Origin of the sequence: Kitasatospora sp. NPDC058162 (assembly GCF_042884005.1) — a bacterium.
GTDB lineage: Bacteria > Actinomycetota > Actinomycetes > Streptomycetales > Streptomycetaceae > Kitasatospora.
The window spans coordinates 11,754-29,109 of record NZ_JBHVUS010000008.1 but is presented as its reverse complement, the minus strand read 5'-3'; the positions used below and the strand labels follow the sequence as shown (position 1 = coordinate 29,109).

Annotated in this window: 13 protein-coding genes; all 13 read right to left on the bottom strand. The window is 72.5% G+C overall.

What is annotated here, in order from left to right:
- Window positions 1-10: 10 nt before the first annotated feature.
- Genes ACFVXG_RS17665 through ACFVXG_RS17605 form a run of 13 tightly spaced genes read right to left on the bottom strand, consistent with a single transcriptional unit; the run spans window position 11 to window position 17,159 of the window.
- A complete protein-coding gene (locus ACFVXG_RS17665; RefSeq protein WP_387928476.1) occupies window positions 11-520 on the bottom strand; it encodes a phage baseplate assembly protein V in 510 nt (169 codons plus the stop codon).
- A 22-nt stretch (window positions 521-542) separates the two neighbouring features.
- The gene (locus ACFVXG_RS17660) at window positions 543-1,700 is read right to left on the bottom strand and encodes a hypothetical protein (RefSeq protein ID WP_387928474.1); all 1,158 of its coding nucleotides are present in this window, start codon (window positions 1,698-1,700) and stop codon (window positions 543-545) included.
- A complete protein-coding gene (locus tag ACFVXG_RS17655) occupies window positions 1,693-2,046 on the bottom strand; it encodes a LysM peptidoglycan-binding domain-containing protein (RefSeq protein ID WP_387928473.1) in 354 nt (117 codons plus the stop codon). Before ACFVXG_RS17655 ends, ACFVXG_RS17660 begins: the two co-directional genes overlap by 8 nt.
- Window positions 2,043-2,687 carry a hypothetical protein gene (locus tag ACFVXG_RS17650; protein WP_387928471.1) on the bottom strand — a complete coding sequence of 215 codons (645 nt, stop codon included), beginning with the start codon at window positions 2,685-2,687 and terminating at the stop codon, window positions 2,043-2,045. The genes ACFVXG_RS17655 and ACFVXG_RS17650 overlap by 4 nt, the downstream gene beginning before the upstream one ends.
- Window positions 2,684-3,298, bottom strand: a complete 615-nt coding sequence (locus ACFVXG_RS17645) for a hypothetical protein (protein WP_387928469.1) — start codon at window positions 3,296-3,298, stop codon at window positions 2,684-2,686. Before ACFVXG_RS17645 ends, ACFVXG_RS17650 begins: the two co-directional genes overlap by 4 nt.
- A complete protein-coding gene (locus tag ACFVXG_RS17640; RefSeq protein WP_387928467.1) occupies window positions 3,295-9,633 on the bottom strand; it encodes a DUF4157 domain-containing protein in 6,339 nt (2,112 codons plus the stop codon). Before ACFVXG_RS17640 ends, ACFVXG_RS17645 begins: the two co-directional genes overlap by 4 nt.
- Window positions 9,630-10,016, bottom strand: coding sequence for a hypothetical protein (locus ACFVXG_RS17635; protein WP_387928465.1), 387 nt, complete (start codon window positions 10,014-10,016; stop codon window positions 9,630-9,632). The genes ACFVXG_RS17640 and ACFVXG_RS17635 overlap by 4 nt, the downstream gene beginning before the upstream one ends.
- A complete protein-coding gene (locus ACFVXG_RS17630; RefSeq protein WP_387928463.1) occupies window positions 10,007-12,049 on the bottom strand; it encodes an ATP-binding protein in 2,043 nt (680 codons plus the stop codon). The genes ACFVXG_RS17635 and ACFVXG_RS17630 overlap by 10 nt, the downstream gene beginning before the upstream one ends.
- A 22-nt stretch (window positions 12,050-12,071) precedes the next feature.
- Window positions 12,072-13,340, bottom strand: a complete 1,269-nt coding sequence (locus tag ACFVXG_RS17625) for a DUF4255 domain-containing protein (RefSeq protein ID WP_387928461.1) — start codon at window positions 13,338-13,340, stop codon at window positions 12,072-12,074.
- Window positions 13,337-14,044, bottom strand: a complete 708-nt coding sequence (locus ACFVXG_RS17620) for a hypothetical protein (RefSeq protein WP_387928459.1) — start codon at window positions 14,042-14,044, stop codon at window positions 13,337-13,339. Before ACFVXG_RS17620 ends, ACFVXG_RS17625 begins: the two co-directional genes overlap by 4 nt.
- Window positions 14,037-14,768 (bottom strand): hypothetical protein, encoded by a 732-nt coding sequence (locus tag ACFVXG_RS17615; RefSeq protein ID WP_387928458.1) that lies wholly within the window; start codon window positions 14,766-14,768, stop codon window positions 14,037-14,039. The genes ACFVXG_RS17620 and ACFVXG_RS17615 overlap by 8 nt, the downstream gene beginning before the upstream one ends.
- Before the next feature lie 11 nt (window positions 14,769-14,779).
- Window positions 14,780-15,304, bottom strand: coding sequence for a phage tail protein (locus ACFVXG_RS17610; RefSeq protein ID WP_049649365.1), 525 nt, complete (start codon window positions 15,302-15,304; stop codon window positions 14,780-14,782).
- A gap of 7 nt (window positions 15,305-15,311) precedes the next feature.
- A complete protein-coding gene (locus ACFVXG_RS17605; protein ID WP_387928456.1) occupies window positions 15,312-17,159 on the bottom strand; it encodes a phage tail sheath family protein in 1,848 nt (615 codons plus the stop codon).
- Window positions 17,160-17,356: the final 197 nt, after the last annotated feature.

Sequence of the window (17,356 nt, the reverse complement as noted above, 5' to 3'; positions counted from 1 at the left end):
TTCTCCCCCGTCAGGTCACGCTCAGGGCGTCCTGGTTGATGGAAACGGTGGCGCCGACGAGCGAGATCGAGGCGCCCTGGCCGTTGTTGATCTGGATGCCCGAATCGTTGATCACGATCGAGGCCCCGCCCGGGGTACGGAGCGTGATCCCCGTGGTCGGGTCGTCGGAGAGCACGATCACCCGCCGCCCGGTGGTCTCCAGCACCGTGTTCGGCGCCCCCGGCGGGCCGGTCCTCGCCTCCACCGGGACCTCCGAGGCGGAGCCGTACCAGCAGCCCGTCCAGATCGGGTAGCTCTGGTCGCCCTGCTCGAACTCCACCCACACACCCGCCCCGACCGGTGGGAGCGCGTAGTGCCCCATGCCCGGACCGGCCACCGGGAAGCAGGGCATCGCCCAGGTCGACACGGCCTCGCCCAGGACGTCGGGCACCTGGGCCTGGATGCGGCCGATCCCGAGCGGGTCGGCGTTGTTCACCACCGTCCCCCGGAACTTGCCGAGGTAGCGGGTCGGTTCGGCCATGCGGGCAACTCCTGCGGCAGCGTTAGGGGATGACGGTCGGCTGGAGGGCGATCAGGCCCTCGCGGGTCAGCGTGAAGTTCTGGGTGTACGAGCCGCGCTTGAGGTTGTGGGTGACGCTCTTGACGAAGTACAGGCCGTCGTAGGTCAGCCCGGCGCCGCGGACGCCGACCAGCTCGCGCGGCCGCAGCACGTGCCCGTACCGGACGACGTCCAGCTGGCCGGAACCGGAGACGGCGTCCGCCGACTGCATCGCCTTGGCGATGGTCTCGGCGACGGCCTGGGAGGTGTCCTTCTTGGCGGTGTCGGCGATGACCTTCTTCTTGAGCGCCGGCGCGGGCCTGAGCGCCAGCGGCGGGCGCAGGATGCTGACCTCCGGCACCGGCAGGACGGAGGACACCTTCGTCGCCGGGAGCTGGATGCGGGCCTCCGGCTCCTCGCGGGCCGTGCCGTCGAAGGCGAAGGTCAGCTGGTCGACGTTGGAGAGCGCGTCCATGTTCACGTTCAGCGCGTGCTGCGGGACGCCGAGCCGGTTCTCCGGCCCCCAGTAGGCGCGGCTCATCCCGGGGACCGGGCCCGGGTCGAGGTAGAACACGTAGCCGTTCGCCTTCGCCAGCTCGCTGACGTACCCGAGGTCGGTGCCCTTCTGGAAGTCGATCCGCCGGGTGGGCATCGGCGTCTGCGGCACCAGCTCGGGGACGACCAGCGGCAGGATGCCGTACTGCCCGTACTTGCCGATGATCGCGGCCACCCGGGCCGCCGGGGACATCGCGGGGAACGGCACCCCGGCCTGCTCCTCCAGGTCCATCAGCACCGTCAGGTCCTCGCCGGTGACGGTGAGGGTGGACTGGCCGGGCTGGTTGCTGATGCCCACCTCCTGGCGGATGATGACACCGTCCATCAGCACGGTCGGGGTGCCCGTGACGGTCACCATCAGCACGACCCTGATCTTCGGGTCGAAGAAGCCGCCCGGCAGCAGCGCGGTGTTGATCAGGCCCTGCTTCGACAGGTCGAAGGCCAACTGGAACCCGCTGCGCTGCCCGGACGCCACCGTCACCTGCGCCGACAGCAGGGCGTCCGTCACCGGCTGCGGCACCGGCACCGGGATCTGCGGACCCATCAGCAGGCTGAGGTGGATCGACCCGACCGGCCCGCCCCCCGTGACGGCCGAGAGGTCAGGCATTGCCCACCCCCGGCACCGCACCGGGCAGCGCGATGGTGATCCGTCGGCCCGGCGTCGCGGTCAACTCCCGCGGATCGAGCACCGGGTTGGCGTCGGCGATCCGCCACCACTGGTCGGCGCTGCCGAGGTAGCGGTCCGCGAGCAGGTCGAGGCGGTCGCCGGCGGTCACGGTGTGCTCGGCGAGCGGGGTCAGTCCGTCCGCGCTCGGCAGCAACCTCCTTTGCAGGTACGGCACCTGCCGCCCGTCCGGGGTCGTGTGCAAGGCCACCGGGACGCCGTGGTACCGGCTGGTCAGCGGGTACGGCGAGGCTGCGGGCAGCGCGTCGGACGCGCGGTCGACGGTCATCGGAGTCCCCCTCCCAGTCCGAGCGCACTCAGCCGGCCGTCGGCCGCGCCGACCAGCCGCTCCTTCTGCGCCAGGTGCGCCAGGTACAGCTCGGCCCCGCGGTGGCCGGTCGGCAGGTCGGTGACGGTCAGCACGCGCAGGCCGATCGCGACGGCGGCCCTGATCGGATTCAGTTCGATGTCGAACGCCTCTTCGGTGATGGTGAGTTCGGTCAGCCGCACCGGCAGGATCCGCTTGCTGCCCCAGGTGAACAGCGTCAGCGGCGCCTCGGCCGGCGCGATCTCCAAAGTCCCGGCCGACGCCAGTGCCTGATTGACCATCAGCTGTGCGCTGGTCGGCTGCACCAGCAACTCCAGCGTCGCCAGCTGCGGATGGATCCCGTTCGGCGACGGCACGTCCAGCTGGTCCGTCGCGTCCAGCTCCGCGGTGAACTTCCACGTCTCCACCGCCGGCCCCTTCAACCGCAACGCCTCCGTCCGGTCCCCGCTCCCGTCCGCCCCCGCCACCTGCGGCGCCAGCGACCGCTCCAGGCTGTCCGGATTGAACTGCAGCACGATCACCCGCTGCGGCGTCCCCCGCTGCGGATCCACGATGACCAGCCCGGACCTTATGGGCCGGGGGGTGTCCGTGTACCCTGTCACGAATTCTCCAGACCGAGTCGGTCAAATACGTCGAGAACGCCCGCAGAGAATTCCCTTATGAATGTGTCGGGATCGGTTTCTGTGAGCTGTCGTACGGCATCCCGAAAAGTTGGCCATTCGGAATATGAAACCGCCCACAGCGCCCCTTCGCGGATTCGGTCATCGGCGGACTTCAAGGAGCTTGAGATCCTCTGGACCAGGCGCTGGTCCGGTTCGAGCGGTGCACCGAGACCCGCACGGGCCAGCGCCAGGGCCTCGTCGGCCGTCCCGCGCGCCGAATCCAGCTCTGAGATCAACTCGTCGACCGGGATCACCTCGGGGTGAACCTCGAAGACTGCCACCGCAATGTCGGCTGGCTCGGGACCGAGACGACTCGTCACCATGGCATAAGAGCTGCGGATCGAGTCCTCCTCGGTGTAGGTGACATTCAATCCGGGAATGATCTCCCACTTGACCACCAGAGGAATGCCGTGCTCGGCGTCAGCCGGCTGGTCCGCCACCCTGGCCCACGAGGATCCCCGTGCGATCAGCTCCATGTCCGCCAGCGAAACCTGCTTCCGGAAGATGTAGCGCCGGGACCGGTGGCCGTCGGGCCGCTTGATCACGTTCATTTCAGGAGTCCTTTGTCGGGTTTCCACCAGGGGAGTTCTTGCTGCAAGCGCCTCACGATGCTCTCATACATTTTCCGGCGCGTCGCTTCGGCATTTCCGTCCGGTCCCTCGAGATCGATGCCTCCGAAGCTGGAGACCCATTGGCGCATGAGTGCTATCTCTCGATCGGCCAATTTGTTGGCGTCCTGCTGCTTCTGGAGTTGCTGGAGCGACCTGAATTCCTTCGTGTTGTGCTTCTTGAGTTGCTCCTGGGCTAGCTTCGACTGTTCCCTGGCGTTCGATTCCGCTGCCGCATCCCCGGCGTCCGCCGCCTTCGAAACCGCTCTCTCGGATCTCTTCACGGACTTCTCGGCATCACGCACCAGCTGCTCCCTGTCCTGCCAGGCTTGATTGCCTCGCAAGTCGCCGTGCAGGAGTTCGGGAGGTACTCCCTGGGCCGCCAGCGCCTGAGTTCTCCGCGCTATTGCCGCATCCAGTGCGCCCGGCTTCTTGTTCATGTACTTCTTCAGTTCGGTGGCCGCGCTCGACGACCCCTCCGGCAGCATGGTCTGCATATTGAAAACTTCTCGGAACAGGCGCTCCCGCTTCGCCTTGTCCGGCTCCTGTGCGATCAGCTTGTAGTAATCCGAGTGAAGAATGGACAGCACACCTGTGCCGAGGTTCCTTCTTTTCTCGATATCGTGGGCGAGCAATCCGAGCAGTGCAACCTCGCCGCTGTCCGCCCCGAAGTCCTCGGCGCGTGAGGTCTGGAACGACGACAGGGCCTGCGAGGTCTCCAGTACTTTCCCGCTCGCTACGACCCTCTCTTCGGAATCGGCGTAGCGCCCGCTCTCCTTCGTCCTGCCGTTCTCGTCCATCTTGGTCAGGAAGTGGCTGCCCTGATTATTCTGGCGAGCATCCAGCTTTCGATGCTCAACCGTTCCGCCGCCGGCCCCTTCGAATCTGACGACATTTCTTGCGAAGGGACGGCCGAATTTCTCGGTCAGCGACTCGCTCGCGGTCATGATGTCCTCGTTCGGGCCAATCGGCAGCTCGCCCCTGGTGTTCGGTTCGACGGCGCGCCCGGCCGCGCGCTCTTTTGCCTGGTTGCGTATATCCTGCTCGACTTCGCGAATGAACACGAGGAAGGGCTCGGAGTCCAGGGAGACTCCGTTCAGTACCAGTTTCTCCGGGTTGATCTTGGCAGTATCGGCAAAAGACCCGGCACCGCTCGAAGTCAGTTCGGTGAGGCGGTACCACATCCGCAGACCGGCCAGCACCGCCGTGTGCATCCGATGGCCGAGGCCGCGGCTCAGCAAGCGCTGGATCCTCGGCTTGATCCTGGCCACGACCAGGTCCAGGCGCTGCCGCTTCGCCTGGGGCGAGTTCTCGTGAGCGCGGCGTTGGGCGCGCTGCTGTTGGCGCTTCTGGTGCCAGGCGCGGAGGCGGTCGCGTTGCTTGCGGTAGGCGTCGCGGATCTTGTGGGCGCCGTTGGTGAGGGCGCGGCCGAGTTTGCTGTTGAGGAGCTTGCGGCCGAGGGTGCGGGCGGCCGTCCGCACCCGGTTGAGGGCGGCCTTGACGGTCTGGCGGGAGGCGTTGAGGGCGCGGCCGACGGGGGAGGTGGGGCGGCGGGGTGCGGTGGACTTCGGGCGGGTGACCTCGCGGCGGGGGCGTCCGGGGGCGGCCGACGGGTGGCGCTCCGCGTGGCGGACGGTGTGGCGGGCGGGGCCCGTGCGGGCGGGGCGGGCGCGGCCGGGGGAGGGGGGCTTGCGCAGGGACCGGGTGGCCCGGCGCAGCCCTGCCCGGGCCTTGTTGACCGCGGTTCCGGCCGCCTTGCGGGCACCGCGACCGGCCTTGGCCAGGCCCTTGAGGATCTTCTGGGCGATCGCCTTGAGCTTGGTGCCGACGGCTTTGCCTGCCCCCTTGAGCTTGCTGAGCAGGAAGTTGGAGATGAAGTCGAGCAGCGCGACCACGCCCGAGGCGACCGCGTCGGCGAACAGGCGGGCGGCCGAACCGGATTTGACCGCCTTGAGGAAGGCGACGAACTTGCCGATCGCGGCGACGATCTTGCTGATGGTGTTCCACGCCGCCATCAGGCCCTGGATGATCGCCATGATCGCGCCCGCGGCCGGCACGATCATCGACACCAGCTTCTCGATGACGAGCGAGATGATCATCCCTGGCAGTGCCGCGACGATCGCCTGCCAGGCCATCCGTCCGATCTGGGCCATCGAGATGCAGCCCTTGACCAGCACGTTGATGATGGTCGAGGTCAGGCCGACCACCGACTCGACCTTCTCGTTGAACCAGGTCCGCACCGCGCTCTTGATCGCGCCCCACAGGTAGTGCTGGATGCCGTCGATCGCGGCGCTGCCGAGCTTCTTCAGCCACCCGCCCGGGTCGGAGGCGATGTCGCCGATCAGGACCGCGAACTCGCCGAAGACCGCGATCGCCTTCTGCACGAAGTCGATCGCGTCCATGACGGCCTTGCGGACCGCCTCGACGGCGGCCTTGAGCCCGGCCTCCAGCGCGTTCAACAGCGCGTTCAGCCCGGCCGCGAGCACGTCGAGGAGCTTGTTGACGGCGTTCTTGAGCTTGTCCGCCCACTCGTTGACCTTGGCGACGGCCTTGTCGCGCCATTCCTCGATCTTCTTGCGGAACTTGTCCCGCAGTTCGGGGAAGGCCGCCAGCAGGACGTCGCAGATCTTGATGAGCGCGTCGGCGAGCTTGTCGATCAGGTCGACGGCGAACTTCCGTGCCTGGTCGATCGCCCAGTTCGCGAACGTGCGGAAGCCGTCGATGATGTCGTTGATCAGGCCGCGGAAGTAGTCGAAGACCTTGGTGACCGCCTCGACCAGCGCGTCGAAGGCCGCCTTGACCTTGGACTTGACCCAGCCCCACCAGCCCTCGGACTCCTCCTTCTTGCGGTCCTTCTCCTTCTGCGCCTTCTCCTCGGCCTCTTTCCGCTTGTCCTGGATCTTCTGGTTGTCCTGCTGCTGACGGTCCTGGACGTCCTTGTCGGCCTCGGTGCGCTTCTTGTCGATCCGGCCGGTCTTGTCGGTGTGCTCCGCGTCGGAGTCCTGGTCCGCGGTGGTGACCTTCTGGTCCTGCTCGGTGCGCCACTGCTCCCGCTCGGCCTTGACCTTCTCGGCGGCGTCGCCCCGTTCGCCGGCCTGGGCCTGGGCGTTGTCGGCCACCGCCTGGTCGACCTCGGCCTGGTTCTGCCGGCGCGCGTCGGCCTCGCCCTGCTGCTGCCTGGCCTGTTCGGAGCCCAGTCGGCTCTGGCCCTGGCCGACGGCGGCCTGGATCTGCGGGCCGCGCTCCTGCTGGGTCACGATGCCGATGCCCGGCTTGGTGTCGACCGCGCCGCCGGCCTTGGCGCCCCCGCCCTTGCCCCCGCCGCCCGGTACGGAGGCGGTGAGGGTCTCCTTCGGCACATCAGGGTAGATCCGGTCCTCGCCCATCGGTTTGGCGGCGTCCTCCCGGCCGACGCCGAGGATACGGCCCGAACTGTCCTTGAGCTTCGCCGCCTGCTGGTCGGTGCGCGCCGGGTCGCTCTCCCCGGTCAGTGCGACCTTCGGCGCGGGGCCGACGGTGGTGTTCAAGGCCGGGTCGGTCGTGGGCACCTCGCCGACCGCGCCCTGCACCTGCTGCACTTCCTGCGGCGAGACCTGGTTGCTCGCGTCGTCGGCGACGTGGGGTGAGGCGACCCGGTCGCCGGGGTTCCCGCCCTCGACCTTCTTCTGCTCGGCCTTCTGCTGCCGGCCATCCTGTTGCTGGCCGTCCGCGCCCTGCGGACCGACCCGCTCCAGCCGCTCCGTCACCGCCTGGGCGGGCGGCGCGGCCTCGGGCGTGCCGGACTGGGTCTGCGGTGCGCCGGACGGGCGCTGGACGGTCGGCGGGGCGGCCTGCAACCGGGCGTGCTGCTCGCCGACCGTACGGTCCACCGAGCCGTCCACGCCGTCCAGGGTGGCGGCCATCTGATCGGGCGGCAGGCTCGCGGCGGTGGCGAGCGCGCTCCGCGGGTCCTGGGCGGAGACGTCCGGCGGGGCCGCCTTCTGCTGCTGCTCCGGACCGGCCTGGGTGGCTCCGCCGCCCCCTCCTCCGCCGCCCGCGCCGTCCTGCTCCGCCTCGGTGGTGGGCTGCTGCGGGCCCGCGCAGGCGCCGCCGCCCGACTCCAGCGAGGCGTCCGGGGCGGGCTGGGCGGTGAGTCCGGCCGGCGCGTCGGCCTGCTCGGCCGCGGGGCCGGGGGCGGCGTCGGTGGCGGTGGCGGCGGTTCCGGGTGCGGCGTCGGGGGTGGTGTCCGGGACGCCGGTGGGCCCGCCCGGGCCGTCCCCGCCGACCGGCCCGCGGCCGCCGACCGGACCCGGCGTCGCGGAGGCGGTGCGCTCCGGGCCGTTCGGCTCGGGCGAGGCGGCCGGTTCGGCCTCGCGGGCGTCCTCGACGGGGGCTTCGGTCTGCTGCGGTTCCGGAGGGGTGGGCTCGGTGGCGGCCGGCTCCGCGGCCGCGGCCGGGTTCGAGGTGGGTTCCGGGCCGATCTCCTGCTCGACCGGCTGCTCCGGTTGGAGGTCGCGGGCGCTCCCGTCCTCGGCCTCGGTGGCGGGGGTCGGTTCGGGGGCGCCCTGCGGCGCCGCGGCTCCGGGCTGCGCCGGCTCGGGCGCCGCTGTCGGCTCGGCCTCGTCCTCCGGCCGGCTGTCCCGCTCGGCCTGCACCTGGTCGGCCTTGGTCGCGGGCGGTTCCGGGAACTCGGGTGCCTCGGCGTTCGCGGCGGGCGCGCCGTCCGCCGGCACCGTGATCTGGTCGGCCGTCGGGACGGCGGACACGTCGAGGTCGGACGAGGGCAGGAAGTCCCCCGGGTTGAGCTCCGGCCCGGGGGCGGCCGACTGCGATTGCCGGTCCTCGCCCGGGGCGGGCGAGTCGTGGAGTTCCGAGTCCGCGCCGGGCTCCATGCCCAACGGCCTTTCCTCGTCCCGGGTTTCGCCCTGCGGGCGGTCGCCCTCCAGCAGCCCGTGCCGGGCGAGCGGGCTGTCCTCGGCCCGCGCGATCGCGTCCAGGCGCTCGGGCTCGACCGGCGCGGGCTGCGGCAGCGGACCGGCGGCGGGATCCTGCGGCTTCGTACCTGCGGAGGGCTGGGTGGCGGCCTCCGCCGGCCCGGCCTCGGGCGAGCCGGGGACGGAGACGGCTGCCGGTCGGGTGCCCTCCTCCGCCGTGGCGGCCTGCTCCGGCCCCGTCTCGGGGAGCGTTGCCGGCGCCTCCTCGACGGGCGAGGGCTGTGCTTCCGCAGCGGCCTGACCGGCCTCCGACTGTGTGGCCGGCTGCGCGCCCGGCGGAGTCTGCGCGGCCTCGCCCTCCGCGGGCCGGGCCTGCTGCTCGTCCGGTTGCTCTTCCTGCTGCTCCGGGTGCTCCTTGTCGTCCTTGTCGCCGTGCCCGTTGCGGCGCTTGCGTCGACCCTTCGGGTCGTCCGACTGTCGCTCCTCCTGGTCGAGTTGACGGTTCCGGCCCTGCTCGTCGCGGCCCTGCCCGTCCGTCTGCTCGCGCTCGTCGGTGGCCTGGTCGGCGGCATCGGTGACCGGCTCGGGCGTCTGTGCGCCGTCCACCTCGGCGGGGCGGTGCTCGGCGGCCTCGACCAGTTCCAGTACCCGGCTGTAGTCCGACGAAGGAAGTCGGTCCTCCAGCCGGGTGAGCACGGAGGCCTGCAACTCGGGTGCGAAGCGGGCGAGTTGCAGGCGGACCCGGCCGGAGGAGTCGGTCGGGTCGCCGCGCAGCGAGCGCAGGATGCCGGCTGCCAGCCGGTCGACCAGGGTGGCCGGGTCGAGCCGCTCGGTGCGGAACCGGTCGGCGTCGACGGTTGCGTAGCGGAGCCAGCCCGGGGTGGCACTCGGCGTCGCCGCCGCCGGCCGGTCCTCGCGCGCGCCGTGCTCCGCCTCCCGCTCGATCGCGTCCTGCGGCAGGCTGACCGCGCCCAGGTCGCGGCCGGCCCGCAGTGCGCCCAGCGGGTTCGGGGCCTGGACGGTGTGCAGCAGCTCGTGGGTGAGCAGCCGCCGGCCGTCCTCGTCGGCCGGGCGGTACTTGCCCTCGCCGAAGAAGAGGTCCGGACCGACGGCGACGGCGTCCGCGCCGATCAGTTCGGTCAGCGCGGCGGAGTCCCGGTCGGTGTGCACCCGGACCCGGCTGAGGTCGTGCCCGAGCCGCGCCTCCAACTCCCGCCGCACGCCCGGGTCCAGCGGCTGGCCCGCGCCGGAGACGATCTCCTTCGGCTCGGGCGTACGGGCCTTCGGCGCCGAGGTCTTGCGACGGGCCGCGCCCTGCTCGGCGTGCTGCCCGGCATCCCGGGCGGGAGCGTTGAGCCGACTCATGTCCGCCCCCGTCCCGGCGCCCGGCCACCGCCGGACAGTCCGGTGTGCACGGCGCGGGCCAGCGCCTCGCCGAGCCGCTGGGCCGAGGTGTCCGCGGGCAGTGGCGGTAGGCCGGAGAGCAGGTCCAGCGCGCGGTCGCCGTCGACCGCGAGAGGCACCCCGCGCGCCTCGATCAGGCGGGTCAGCTCGCTCCGGAACGCCGCCGTCAGCCGGTCGTGGTCGATCCGCGCGAAGCCGTCGAGGACCAGCTCGCCGATCTCGACCTCGATCCGCCCGGCACCGCCGCGGCGCTCGACCGCGTGCTGCGCGGCACCGCCGAGCTCGACCGCGTGCTGCTCGGCGTCGTCCGGCCTCCCGGTCCCGGGCCCCTCGGTCAGACCCATCCGGACACCTCCGAGGGTGTCAGCGAACGCTCCAGCTTGAGGTACTCGGTGCGAGCCGCGGCCAGCAGGTGCCGCATCTGCATCGGGCAGTCCTCGTCGGCGGCCAGGAAGGCGGCGGACAGCGCGATGTTGCGGATGGAGCCGCCCGCCACGGTGAGCTGGGCGAGCCGCTCCGGGTCGATGCCCTCGCTGGGGGTCTGCGCGGGGATGACCCGCCGCCAGATCTCGGCGCGCTCCGGCACTCCGGGGAACGGGAAGTCGGCCACGAACCTGATCCGCCGCATGAACGCGGGGTCCAGCGCCTTCTTCATGTTGGTGGTGAGCACGGCCAGGCCCCGGTAGGCCTCCATCCGCATCAGCAGGTAGCTGACCTCCAGGTTGGCGTAGCGGTCGTGGCTGTCCTTGATCTCGCTGCGCTTGCCGAACAGCGCGTCGGCCTCGTCGAACAGCAGCAGCGCGCCGCCGCGTTCGGCCGCGTCGAAGACCCGCCGGAGGTTCTTCTCGGTCTCGCCGATGTACTTGCTGACGACCTGGGAGAGGTCGATGACGAACAGGTCCACGCCGAGCCGCCCGGCGACGACCTCGGCGGCCAGCGTCTTCCCGGTGCCCGACCCGCCGGCGAACAGCGCGGTCACGCCGAGGCCGCGGCGCAGCACCGACTCGAAACCCCACTCCTGGTAGACCGTGCCGCGCCGGCGGACGTGGGCGACGATCTCGCGCAGCGTCGCGAGCTGGCGCTCCTCCAGCACCAGGTCGTCCCAGTCGGCGCGCGGCTCGACCCGCCGACCCAGCTCGTCCAGGGACATCCGGGCCTCCACCAGTCCGGCGTTCCACGCCAGTCGGCTGACGTCCGGACCGTCCCCGCCGTCCCTGCCCTCCCTGCCGTCCGCGCCGTCCGCGCCGCGGTCGCCGCCGGACTCGGCAGCCCGCCGGGCCGTCGCCGCGGCGGACCTGATCACATGGCCCGGCAGCGAGAACTGCGCGGCCAGCGCGCGGAGCCCGCCCTCGGTGACGCCCGGCGCGCCGTCCAGCGCCTCGGTCCAGATCCCCAGCTGCTCCTCGGGGCCGAGCGGGGGCACGGTCAGCCTGGTGCGGTCCGAGGCCCCGGCGGGCGGGGGCTCGTCGCCGGACACGACCAACGGCACCGCGAGCCCCGCGAGGAAGGCCTCCGCGCCGTTCGGGGCCTGCGGGCGTTCCCGGCCCGGCTCCCCGCCCTCCACCAGCAGCGCCGCCGGGATCAGGATCGCCTCCCGCTGCCAGAGTCGGGCGAGTTGCTCGCGCTCGGCGGGCTCGGTGGGCAGGTCCTCGCGGTGCGCGGCGTAGAGGCCGAGTCCGGCGCGGTGGGCCGCCTCCGCCGCGATCTCCCAGCGGGTGCGGCGGTCGGCGCCGGTCAGTTCGGTGTGCGGCGGGCCGGACAGACCGGCCGAGGTCCACCCGCGCGCCAGCTCGGCGGCACACCGCTCGTGCGGGCCGGGCAGTTCGCCGGGCGGTCCGACCCGGGTGAGCAGGCCGTGCAGCCGCACGTCCAGGTACGGCACGCCGACCAGGAAGTGCAGCACCCGCTCGTCGATCCGCAGCCGGGAGGCGGTGAGCGCCGTCTCGTCGTCCAGTTCGACCAGCCGGAAGCGGCGCAGCGGGCCCACCGGGGTGAGCGCGCTCCAGTGCGGTTGGTCCAGGGCGGCGAGGGCGAGGGAGAAGGTCGGGTACGCGCGCCCCGGGTCGCCGCCCGCCGCGGCGCACCGGGCGGCGGTGGTGGGGTCGATCGCGGGGGCGGCGGTCAGTACGAGGACGTCGCGCTCGAACGGGGTGAGCCCGAAGGAGGCGGTGAGCACGTCCAGGGCGGTGGTGGGCTGCCGGCGCCCGCCCCGGCGGCTGCCGGGGGCGGAGGGTACGGCGGGCTCGGCGGGGTCGACGCTGCGGCCGGCCGCGTGGGCGTCGACCCGTTCGAGCACGGCGGCGACCGCGGCGGACAGCGACTGCTGGTGCGAGTCGTCCGTCGAGCCGTCGCGGCCCTGCCTCCGGCGCGTGCTCATCCCCGATCCCCCCGTCCTGAGGTCAGTGCGTCAGGTCCACGACCGGGCCGGTGAAGGCCCCGTCGCCGGACACCGTCAACTCGCTCGGCACGCCGTCCACCTGGACCCGGGCCAGGTACGCCGTCGGGCGGACGCCGACGACCGGCACCCGGACCGCGAACGGATCGGGGCGCGGCAGCGGCGGCGCGGGTGCGCGGAACTGGTGGCTCGCCCCGGGCCGCCCGGCGGGCGGGTGCAACTCGTCCAGCAGCAGCAGGACTTGCTGGTCGTCCCGGAGCGGCAGGTCCAGCCGGAGGTCCAGCCGGGCCGAGACCCCGGCCGGTCCGTCGCCGCGGTCCGCGGTGCCGATCGGCGCGACGATCCGCGGCTGCCGGGCGAAGGCCTGCGCGTTGGACTCCACGGCGAGGTGGTCGGCGGCCGGTCGGCCGTCCAGCGCCAGTCCGTGCAGCACCTGCACCTGGTACACGCCGGGAGGCAGGTCCTCCGGTACGGCGACCACCAGTCGGTCGTCCCGGACACCCCCCGGGTCGACCGGGACCCGGCGCTCGCCCAGCCGGGCCACCACCAGGTCCGCGCGCAGGCCGGAGCCCTCCACCACCAGCTCCCGGTCCTTGGTCACCGGCCCTTCCACGGGTGCGCCCGGGGACCCGGCCGGCCGGGACAGCACCCGGTCCACGACCGGACCGTGCGACGGCACGGCCCGTACGGTGCGGCGCAGGACCGGCTTGCCGGCCACCGGATCGGCCCTGCCCTCCACGAAGACGGCGGCGGCCTGGTAGGCCACGGACAGCGCGTACGGCGTCTGGAGCAGCGTCATCCACAGCTTGGACGTCTCGTCCAGGTCCATGGGAGTGGGCGTGAAGCGGACCCGCTGCGGCGAGGCGGCGAGGTCCGTTCCCACCAGGTACGGCTGGGCAGCCGCCTCATCGATCAACTGTCGTGACAGCAGCGGCTGTTCGGTCAGGGCCCGGACCACGCAGCCGAGCAGCCGCTGACCGACCAGCTGGGTCTCCTCGCCGTAGCAGCTGATCAGGTAGTGCAGGTCCAGGGCGGCGGCCGGGCGGGTCAGCAGGGTGCCGTCGGTCGCGCGGGTGGGCGCGTCGCGGTTGCGCAGCGAGGCGTTGGGCGTGACCTGGTAGAGGAAGACGGTGATGGTCGGGTCGGCGGGCGGCTCGGTGGGGGGCTTGCGAGTGCTGACCTCGACCGCGAACGGGATGTCGGGCGCGAGCGCTCGGGTGATGAGCAGCCGCAGCGCCTCGCTCACGGTGGCGATCGCGAGGTGGTTGCTCATGCCCCCGCCCCGCTGCGTCCGTTGAGGTACTTGTCCAGGTCGAGGGCGGGAGCCGGGCGGGCGGCCGCGGGCTTGCGCGGTGCGGCCGGGGCCCGCTCGGCGGCTCTGACCTCGACCCGCCCGATCTGGACCCGCACCACCCGCTCGACCGGCCGCTGCCGGCGCCGGGCCCCGGTCCCGTGGGTCAGGCCCGGCGCGGCTGCCGCGGCAGCCCGCCGTACGGACGCGGGCGCGGCGGCGGGCCGGATCGCCGCGGGCGGTGCGACGGGCGGCAGCTCGGGGGCGGCCGCCCGGTGCAGCGCGGTGACGGGCGTCGGTACGGCCGTCGGGCGGGCGGCCTCCCGGCGCGCCGTCGGTGCGACGGCCGGTGCGGCAGCGGGGGTGACCGGTGGCGTGACCAGCAGCGGCGTGCGCGGCAGCGGAAGGACGGGTGCCGCGGCCGGCCGGTCCCCACCCTCCACTGCCCGCAGCGCCGTCCCGGCCGGCGCCGCGAGCGGTGCCGCCGACGGCCGGGGGAGCGGCACGGCAACGGGTCGCCCGCCCGAGCGGCCCGGACCGAACGGCTCCTCGGCTGTGACCGGCCGTGCCGGAGCGAGCGCGTCGGGCCGTTCGAACGGTCCCGGCAGGCGCGGGCGCAACCGCACCCCGGCCCGGTCCGCGCCCGGGCCGCCCTTCGCCAGCAGGCGGTCGAAGTGGTCAGGCATCTGCACACAGCTCCAGGTAGTAGCGGCGCCGCAGCGGGCTGAGCGCCAGGATCTCCGTCTCGCTCCAGCCGTAGGCGCGGGCCAGGAGGTGGACGTCGAGCAGGGTCGCCCGCGCCCAGTCGTCCAGCTCCTCCCAGAGGTAGGAGGCGATGTCCAGTTCGGCGAGGGCCTGCTCGCCGCACTCGGGGCAGCTGAGGTGCAGCCGGACGTCCGCGCAGGGGTCGGCCGCGGCGGCGGCCTCGGCCACGCGCCGCTGGACCGGTTCGGGGAGCTGCCGGGCGGCGACCGGCTCCCCGCCGTGCTCGGCGGTCAGTACGCACCGCTCCAGCACGACGGTCCTGGCCCGGTCCGCGGGGGCCTGTTCGGCGGCGGCCAGGTCGCCGGGGGTGGGCAGCCGGAAGCCGACCTGCCACCCGTCCAGCTCCACCCGCAGCGGGCCGTCCGCCGGCCGCTCGGCACCGACCACCTGCCCGGAGTCGAAGGCGAACTCCATCTCCTCCGCGCAACTCGGGCAGCCGACCCGCACGTCGAGCCGCTCGCCGAACAACTCGGCCCGCAGGCCGAAGAGTTCGGCGTCCCGCCGGCCGATCGGCACGGCCAGCAGCTCCTCCGTACCGGCGTCCGGCCGGGCGACGGTGTGCAGCAGCAGGGCCCGCCCGGTGCGGCCGGCCGCCAGCCCGGCCTCCCACGCGGCCAACAGGGCGGCCTCCCCCGCGAGTTCCATCGGTCGGCCGCTCAGGCCGGCTGCTGGAACGAGGGCTCTTCCGGCTCGGGCGTCTCCTCGTCCCGCTCCCAGCCCTCCACCTCCAGCTTGAGGCTCTGGATCGCCACCGCGTTCGCGTTGGCGTCCAGTTCGCCGAGCACCTGGTACTCACTCGGCCAGGCGCGGTACAGCTTGTGGGCGACCGCCACCTGACCGGCCTCGTTGAGCACCTGGATCACCAGGTCCTTGCGGAAGTCCCGCAAGGAGACCTCCGCCCCGCGGCCCGCACCGACCATCCAGACCTTGTTGGCCCAGCGGTCGAACTCCGGGTCGTGGGTGACCCCGCGCTCCAGGGTGACCGCCTCGAAGTCGGTGCGCCCCGGCGATTTCCGTGGCGCGCTCGGATCGCCCCCGCTGCGGTGCTTCACCACCTCGGTGGTGCGCTTGAGCGGGCTGATCTTGCTGATTCCGGCGACGACCCGACCGTCCCAGACGACCAGGAACTTGAAATTCTTGTACGGATCGAACCGGTGTGGATTGACGGTGAACTCGACCATGGAGATCCTAAACCTCGAACTGTCCGGCGAGCTGCTCGATCTTGACGATCACGAATTCCGCGGGCTTGAGGGGCGCGAATCCGACCACGACGTTCACCACGCCGCGATTGATGTCGTCCTGGGTGGTGGTGTCCTTGTCGCACTTGACGAAATAGGCCGAGCGCGCGGACGTGCCCTGGAACGCGCCCTGCTGGAACAGCGAGTGCAGGAACGCGCCCACGTTCAGCCGGATCTGCGCCCACAGCCGCTCGTCGTTGGGCTCGAACACGACCCACTTGGTGCCGCGGTAGAGGCTCTCCTCCAGCATCAGCGCCAGGCGCCGCACCGGGACGTACTTCCACTGCGAGCTGAGCGCGTCGGCGCCCGCCATGGTCCGCGCGCCCCACACCACCGGGCCCACCACCGGGAAGGTCCGCAGGCAGTTCACGGCGAGCGGGTTCAGCAGGCCGTTCTCCCGGTCCGTCAGCGGGACGGTCAGCGCGCGCACCCCGGGCAGCCCGGCCTCGGTGCCCGCCGGCGCCTTCCACACGCCCCGCTGACCGTCGGTGCGCGCCATCACGCCCGCGATGGTGCCCGACGGCGGGAAGCTGCGCAGCCGGCCGGTGAGCGGGTCGACCAGCTCCAGGTGCGGGAAGTACAGCGCCGCGTGGTCGCTGCGCACCGAGTCGAAGGCGGACAGGCCCGCCCGGGCGGCGTCCAGCGTCGTCCACGCCTGCGGCGCGTCGACGATCAGGAACATCCGCTGCTCCACGCAGAGCGCCTGAGCGGCCGAGACGACCGTGACGGCGTCGTCCATGCCGGCGTAGCCGGCCAGTTCCGGCAGCACCAGCAGGTTGACGTCCGGCACGTCGCGCAGCGCCTGGATGCCGGTCTTGCCCGCCTCGCTGCCGATCAGGTCGGTCATGCCGGGGGCTCCGCCGTCCTGGCCGCCGGAGAGGGCGAGGACCGGCGGGTTCACCGAGCCCTCCAACCCGAGGTTGTTGGCGGCCTCACCGAGGAAGCGCACCACGTCGGCCGGGTCGGTGGAGCCGGCGACGACCTGCAGCTGCCGCCCGAACACGCTCACCCGGGTGCCCGCGAAGGCCCGCTTGCCCGGGGCGTCCGGCAGGGCGCGCAGCTTGCGCTCCAGCAGCAGGGCGAGTTCGGGGACGGTGGTCGGTGCGGTGCCGTCCGCGGCGGGGTCGTAGATCTTGACGGTCCGCGAGACGTCGGCGATCTTCACCTGGATCTCGTGGGTGAGGTCCGGCAGGGTGGCCGCGAAGGGCTTGGAGACGGTGCCCACCGGGTCCGGCCGGGCCTCCGCCAGCACCTTGACCCGCACGACGCCCGAGCCGCCGTTCACCACCGTCTCGGCGAACCGGGGGCTGGCGGCCTGCGCCGACAGGTCCGTGAAGGACTCCTGGACGGCGCCGGAGGTGTCGAAGACCTGGAGGTTGAAGGTCTCGGCCGGGGTCGGTGTCCGGTAGTCCACGGCGACCCGCAGCCCGCCGCCCCAGAGCCCCGGCTCGATGGCCGTGACCTGGAGGGCGGGGGTGGCGGTGGAGGTCTGTGTCGAGTTGAGGGTGACGGCCGCGGTGGCGCCGGTGCCGGCCGCCGCGACCCGGACCACGATCCCGACCGAGCCCCCGTTGAGGAAGAACTGCTGGACGGCGTAGCTGACCGGGCTCTGGCTCGCGAGTCCGCCGAAACGGCGTTCGAAGTCCGCGAAACTGGTGATGGTGACCGGCTGGTTGAGCGGGCCGCGTCGGGTGGCCCCGACGAAGGCGGTCACCGAGGTGCTCACTGCGGTGATGGTCCGGACGCCGCTGGGAAGCTCTTCGATGTAGACGCCCGGGTAGGTCGGTGTCGTCGGCAATTCCCCCTCCGTTCACTTCGTGCATCAAGGGCCCGGTAAAAGGGGATCAGGATGCATTGGCGGCAGGCTCAGTCTCGGATTCAGGCGGCAATTCGTCAAGGCCTGAACGCGAAAGGGTAATTGTATTACCGGGCCTGTTTTCGGGGTTTCGGAATATGCCAATCCGAAGCCCTGGTGCTGGTGTTCGGCGGGGCCCG

Bases quoted from the DNA above. Each gene is read 5' to 3' on its own strand.
- ACFVXG_RS17665 (WP_387928476.1), bottom strand. From the start codon at position 520: ATGGCCGAACCGACCCGCTACCTCGGCAAGTTCCGGGGGACGGTGGTG.
- ACFVXG_RS17660 (WP_387928474.1), bottom strand. From the start codon at position 1,700: ATGCCTGACCTCTCGGCCGTCACGGGGGGCGGGCCGGTCGGGTCGATC.
- ACFVXG_RS17655 (WP_387928473.1), bottom strand. From the start codon at position 2,046: ATGACCGTCGACCGCGCGTCCGACGCGCTGCCCGCAGCCTCGCCGTAC.
- ACFVXG_RS17645 (WP_387928469.1), bottom strand. From the start codon at position 3,298: ATGAACGTGATCAAGCGGCCCGACGGCCACCGGTCCCGGCGCTACATC.
- ACFVXG_RS17640 (WP_387928467.1), bottom strand. From the start codon at position 9,633: ATGAGTCGGCTCAACGCTCCCGCCCGGGATGCCGGGCAGCACGCCGAG.
- ACFVXG_RS17635 (WP_387928465.1), bottom strand. From the start codon at position 10,016: ATGGGTCTGACCGAGGGGCCCGGGACCGGGAGGCCGGACGACGCCGAG.
- ACFVXG_RS17630 (WP_387928463.1), bottom strand. From the start codon at position 12,049: ATGAGCACGCGCCGGAGGCAGGGCCGCGACGGCTCGACGGACGACTCG.
- ACFVXG_RS17625 (WP_387928461.1), bottom strand. From the start codon at position 13,340: ATGAGCAACCACCTCGCGATCGCCACCGTGAGCGAGGCGCTGCGGCTG.
- ACFVXG_RS17620 (WP_387928459.1), bottom strand. From the start codon at position 14,044: ATGCCTGACCACTTCGACCGCCTGCTGGCGAAGGGCGGCCCGGGCGCG.
- ACFVXG_RS17615 (WP_387928458.1), bottom strand. From the start codon at position 14,768: ATGGAACTCGCGGGGGAGGCCGCCCTGTTGGCCGCGTGGGAGGCCGGG.
- ACFVXG_RS17610 (WP_049649365.1), bottom strand. From the start codon at position 15,304: ATGGTCGAGTTCACCGTCAATCCACACCGGTTCGATCCGTACAAGAAT.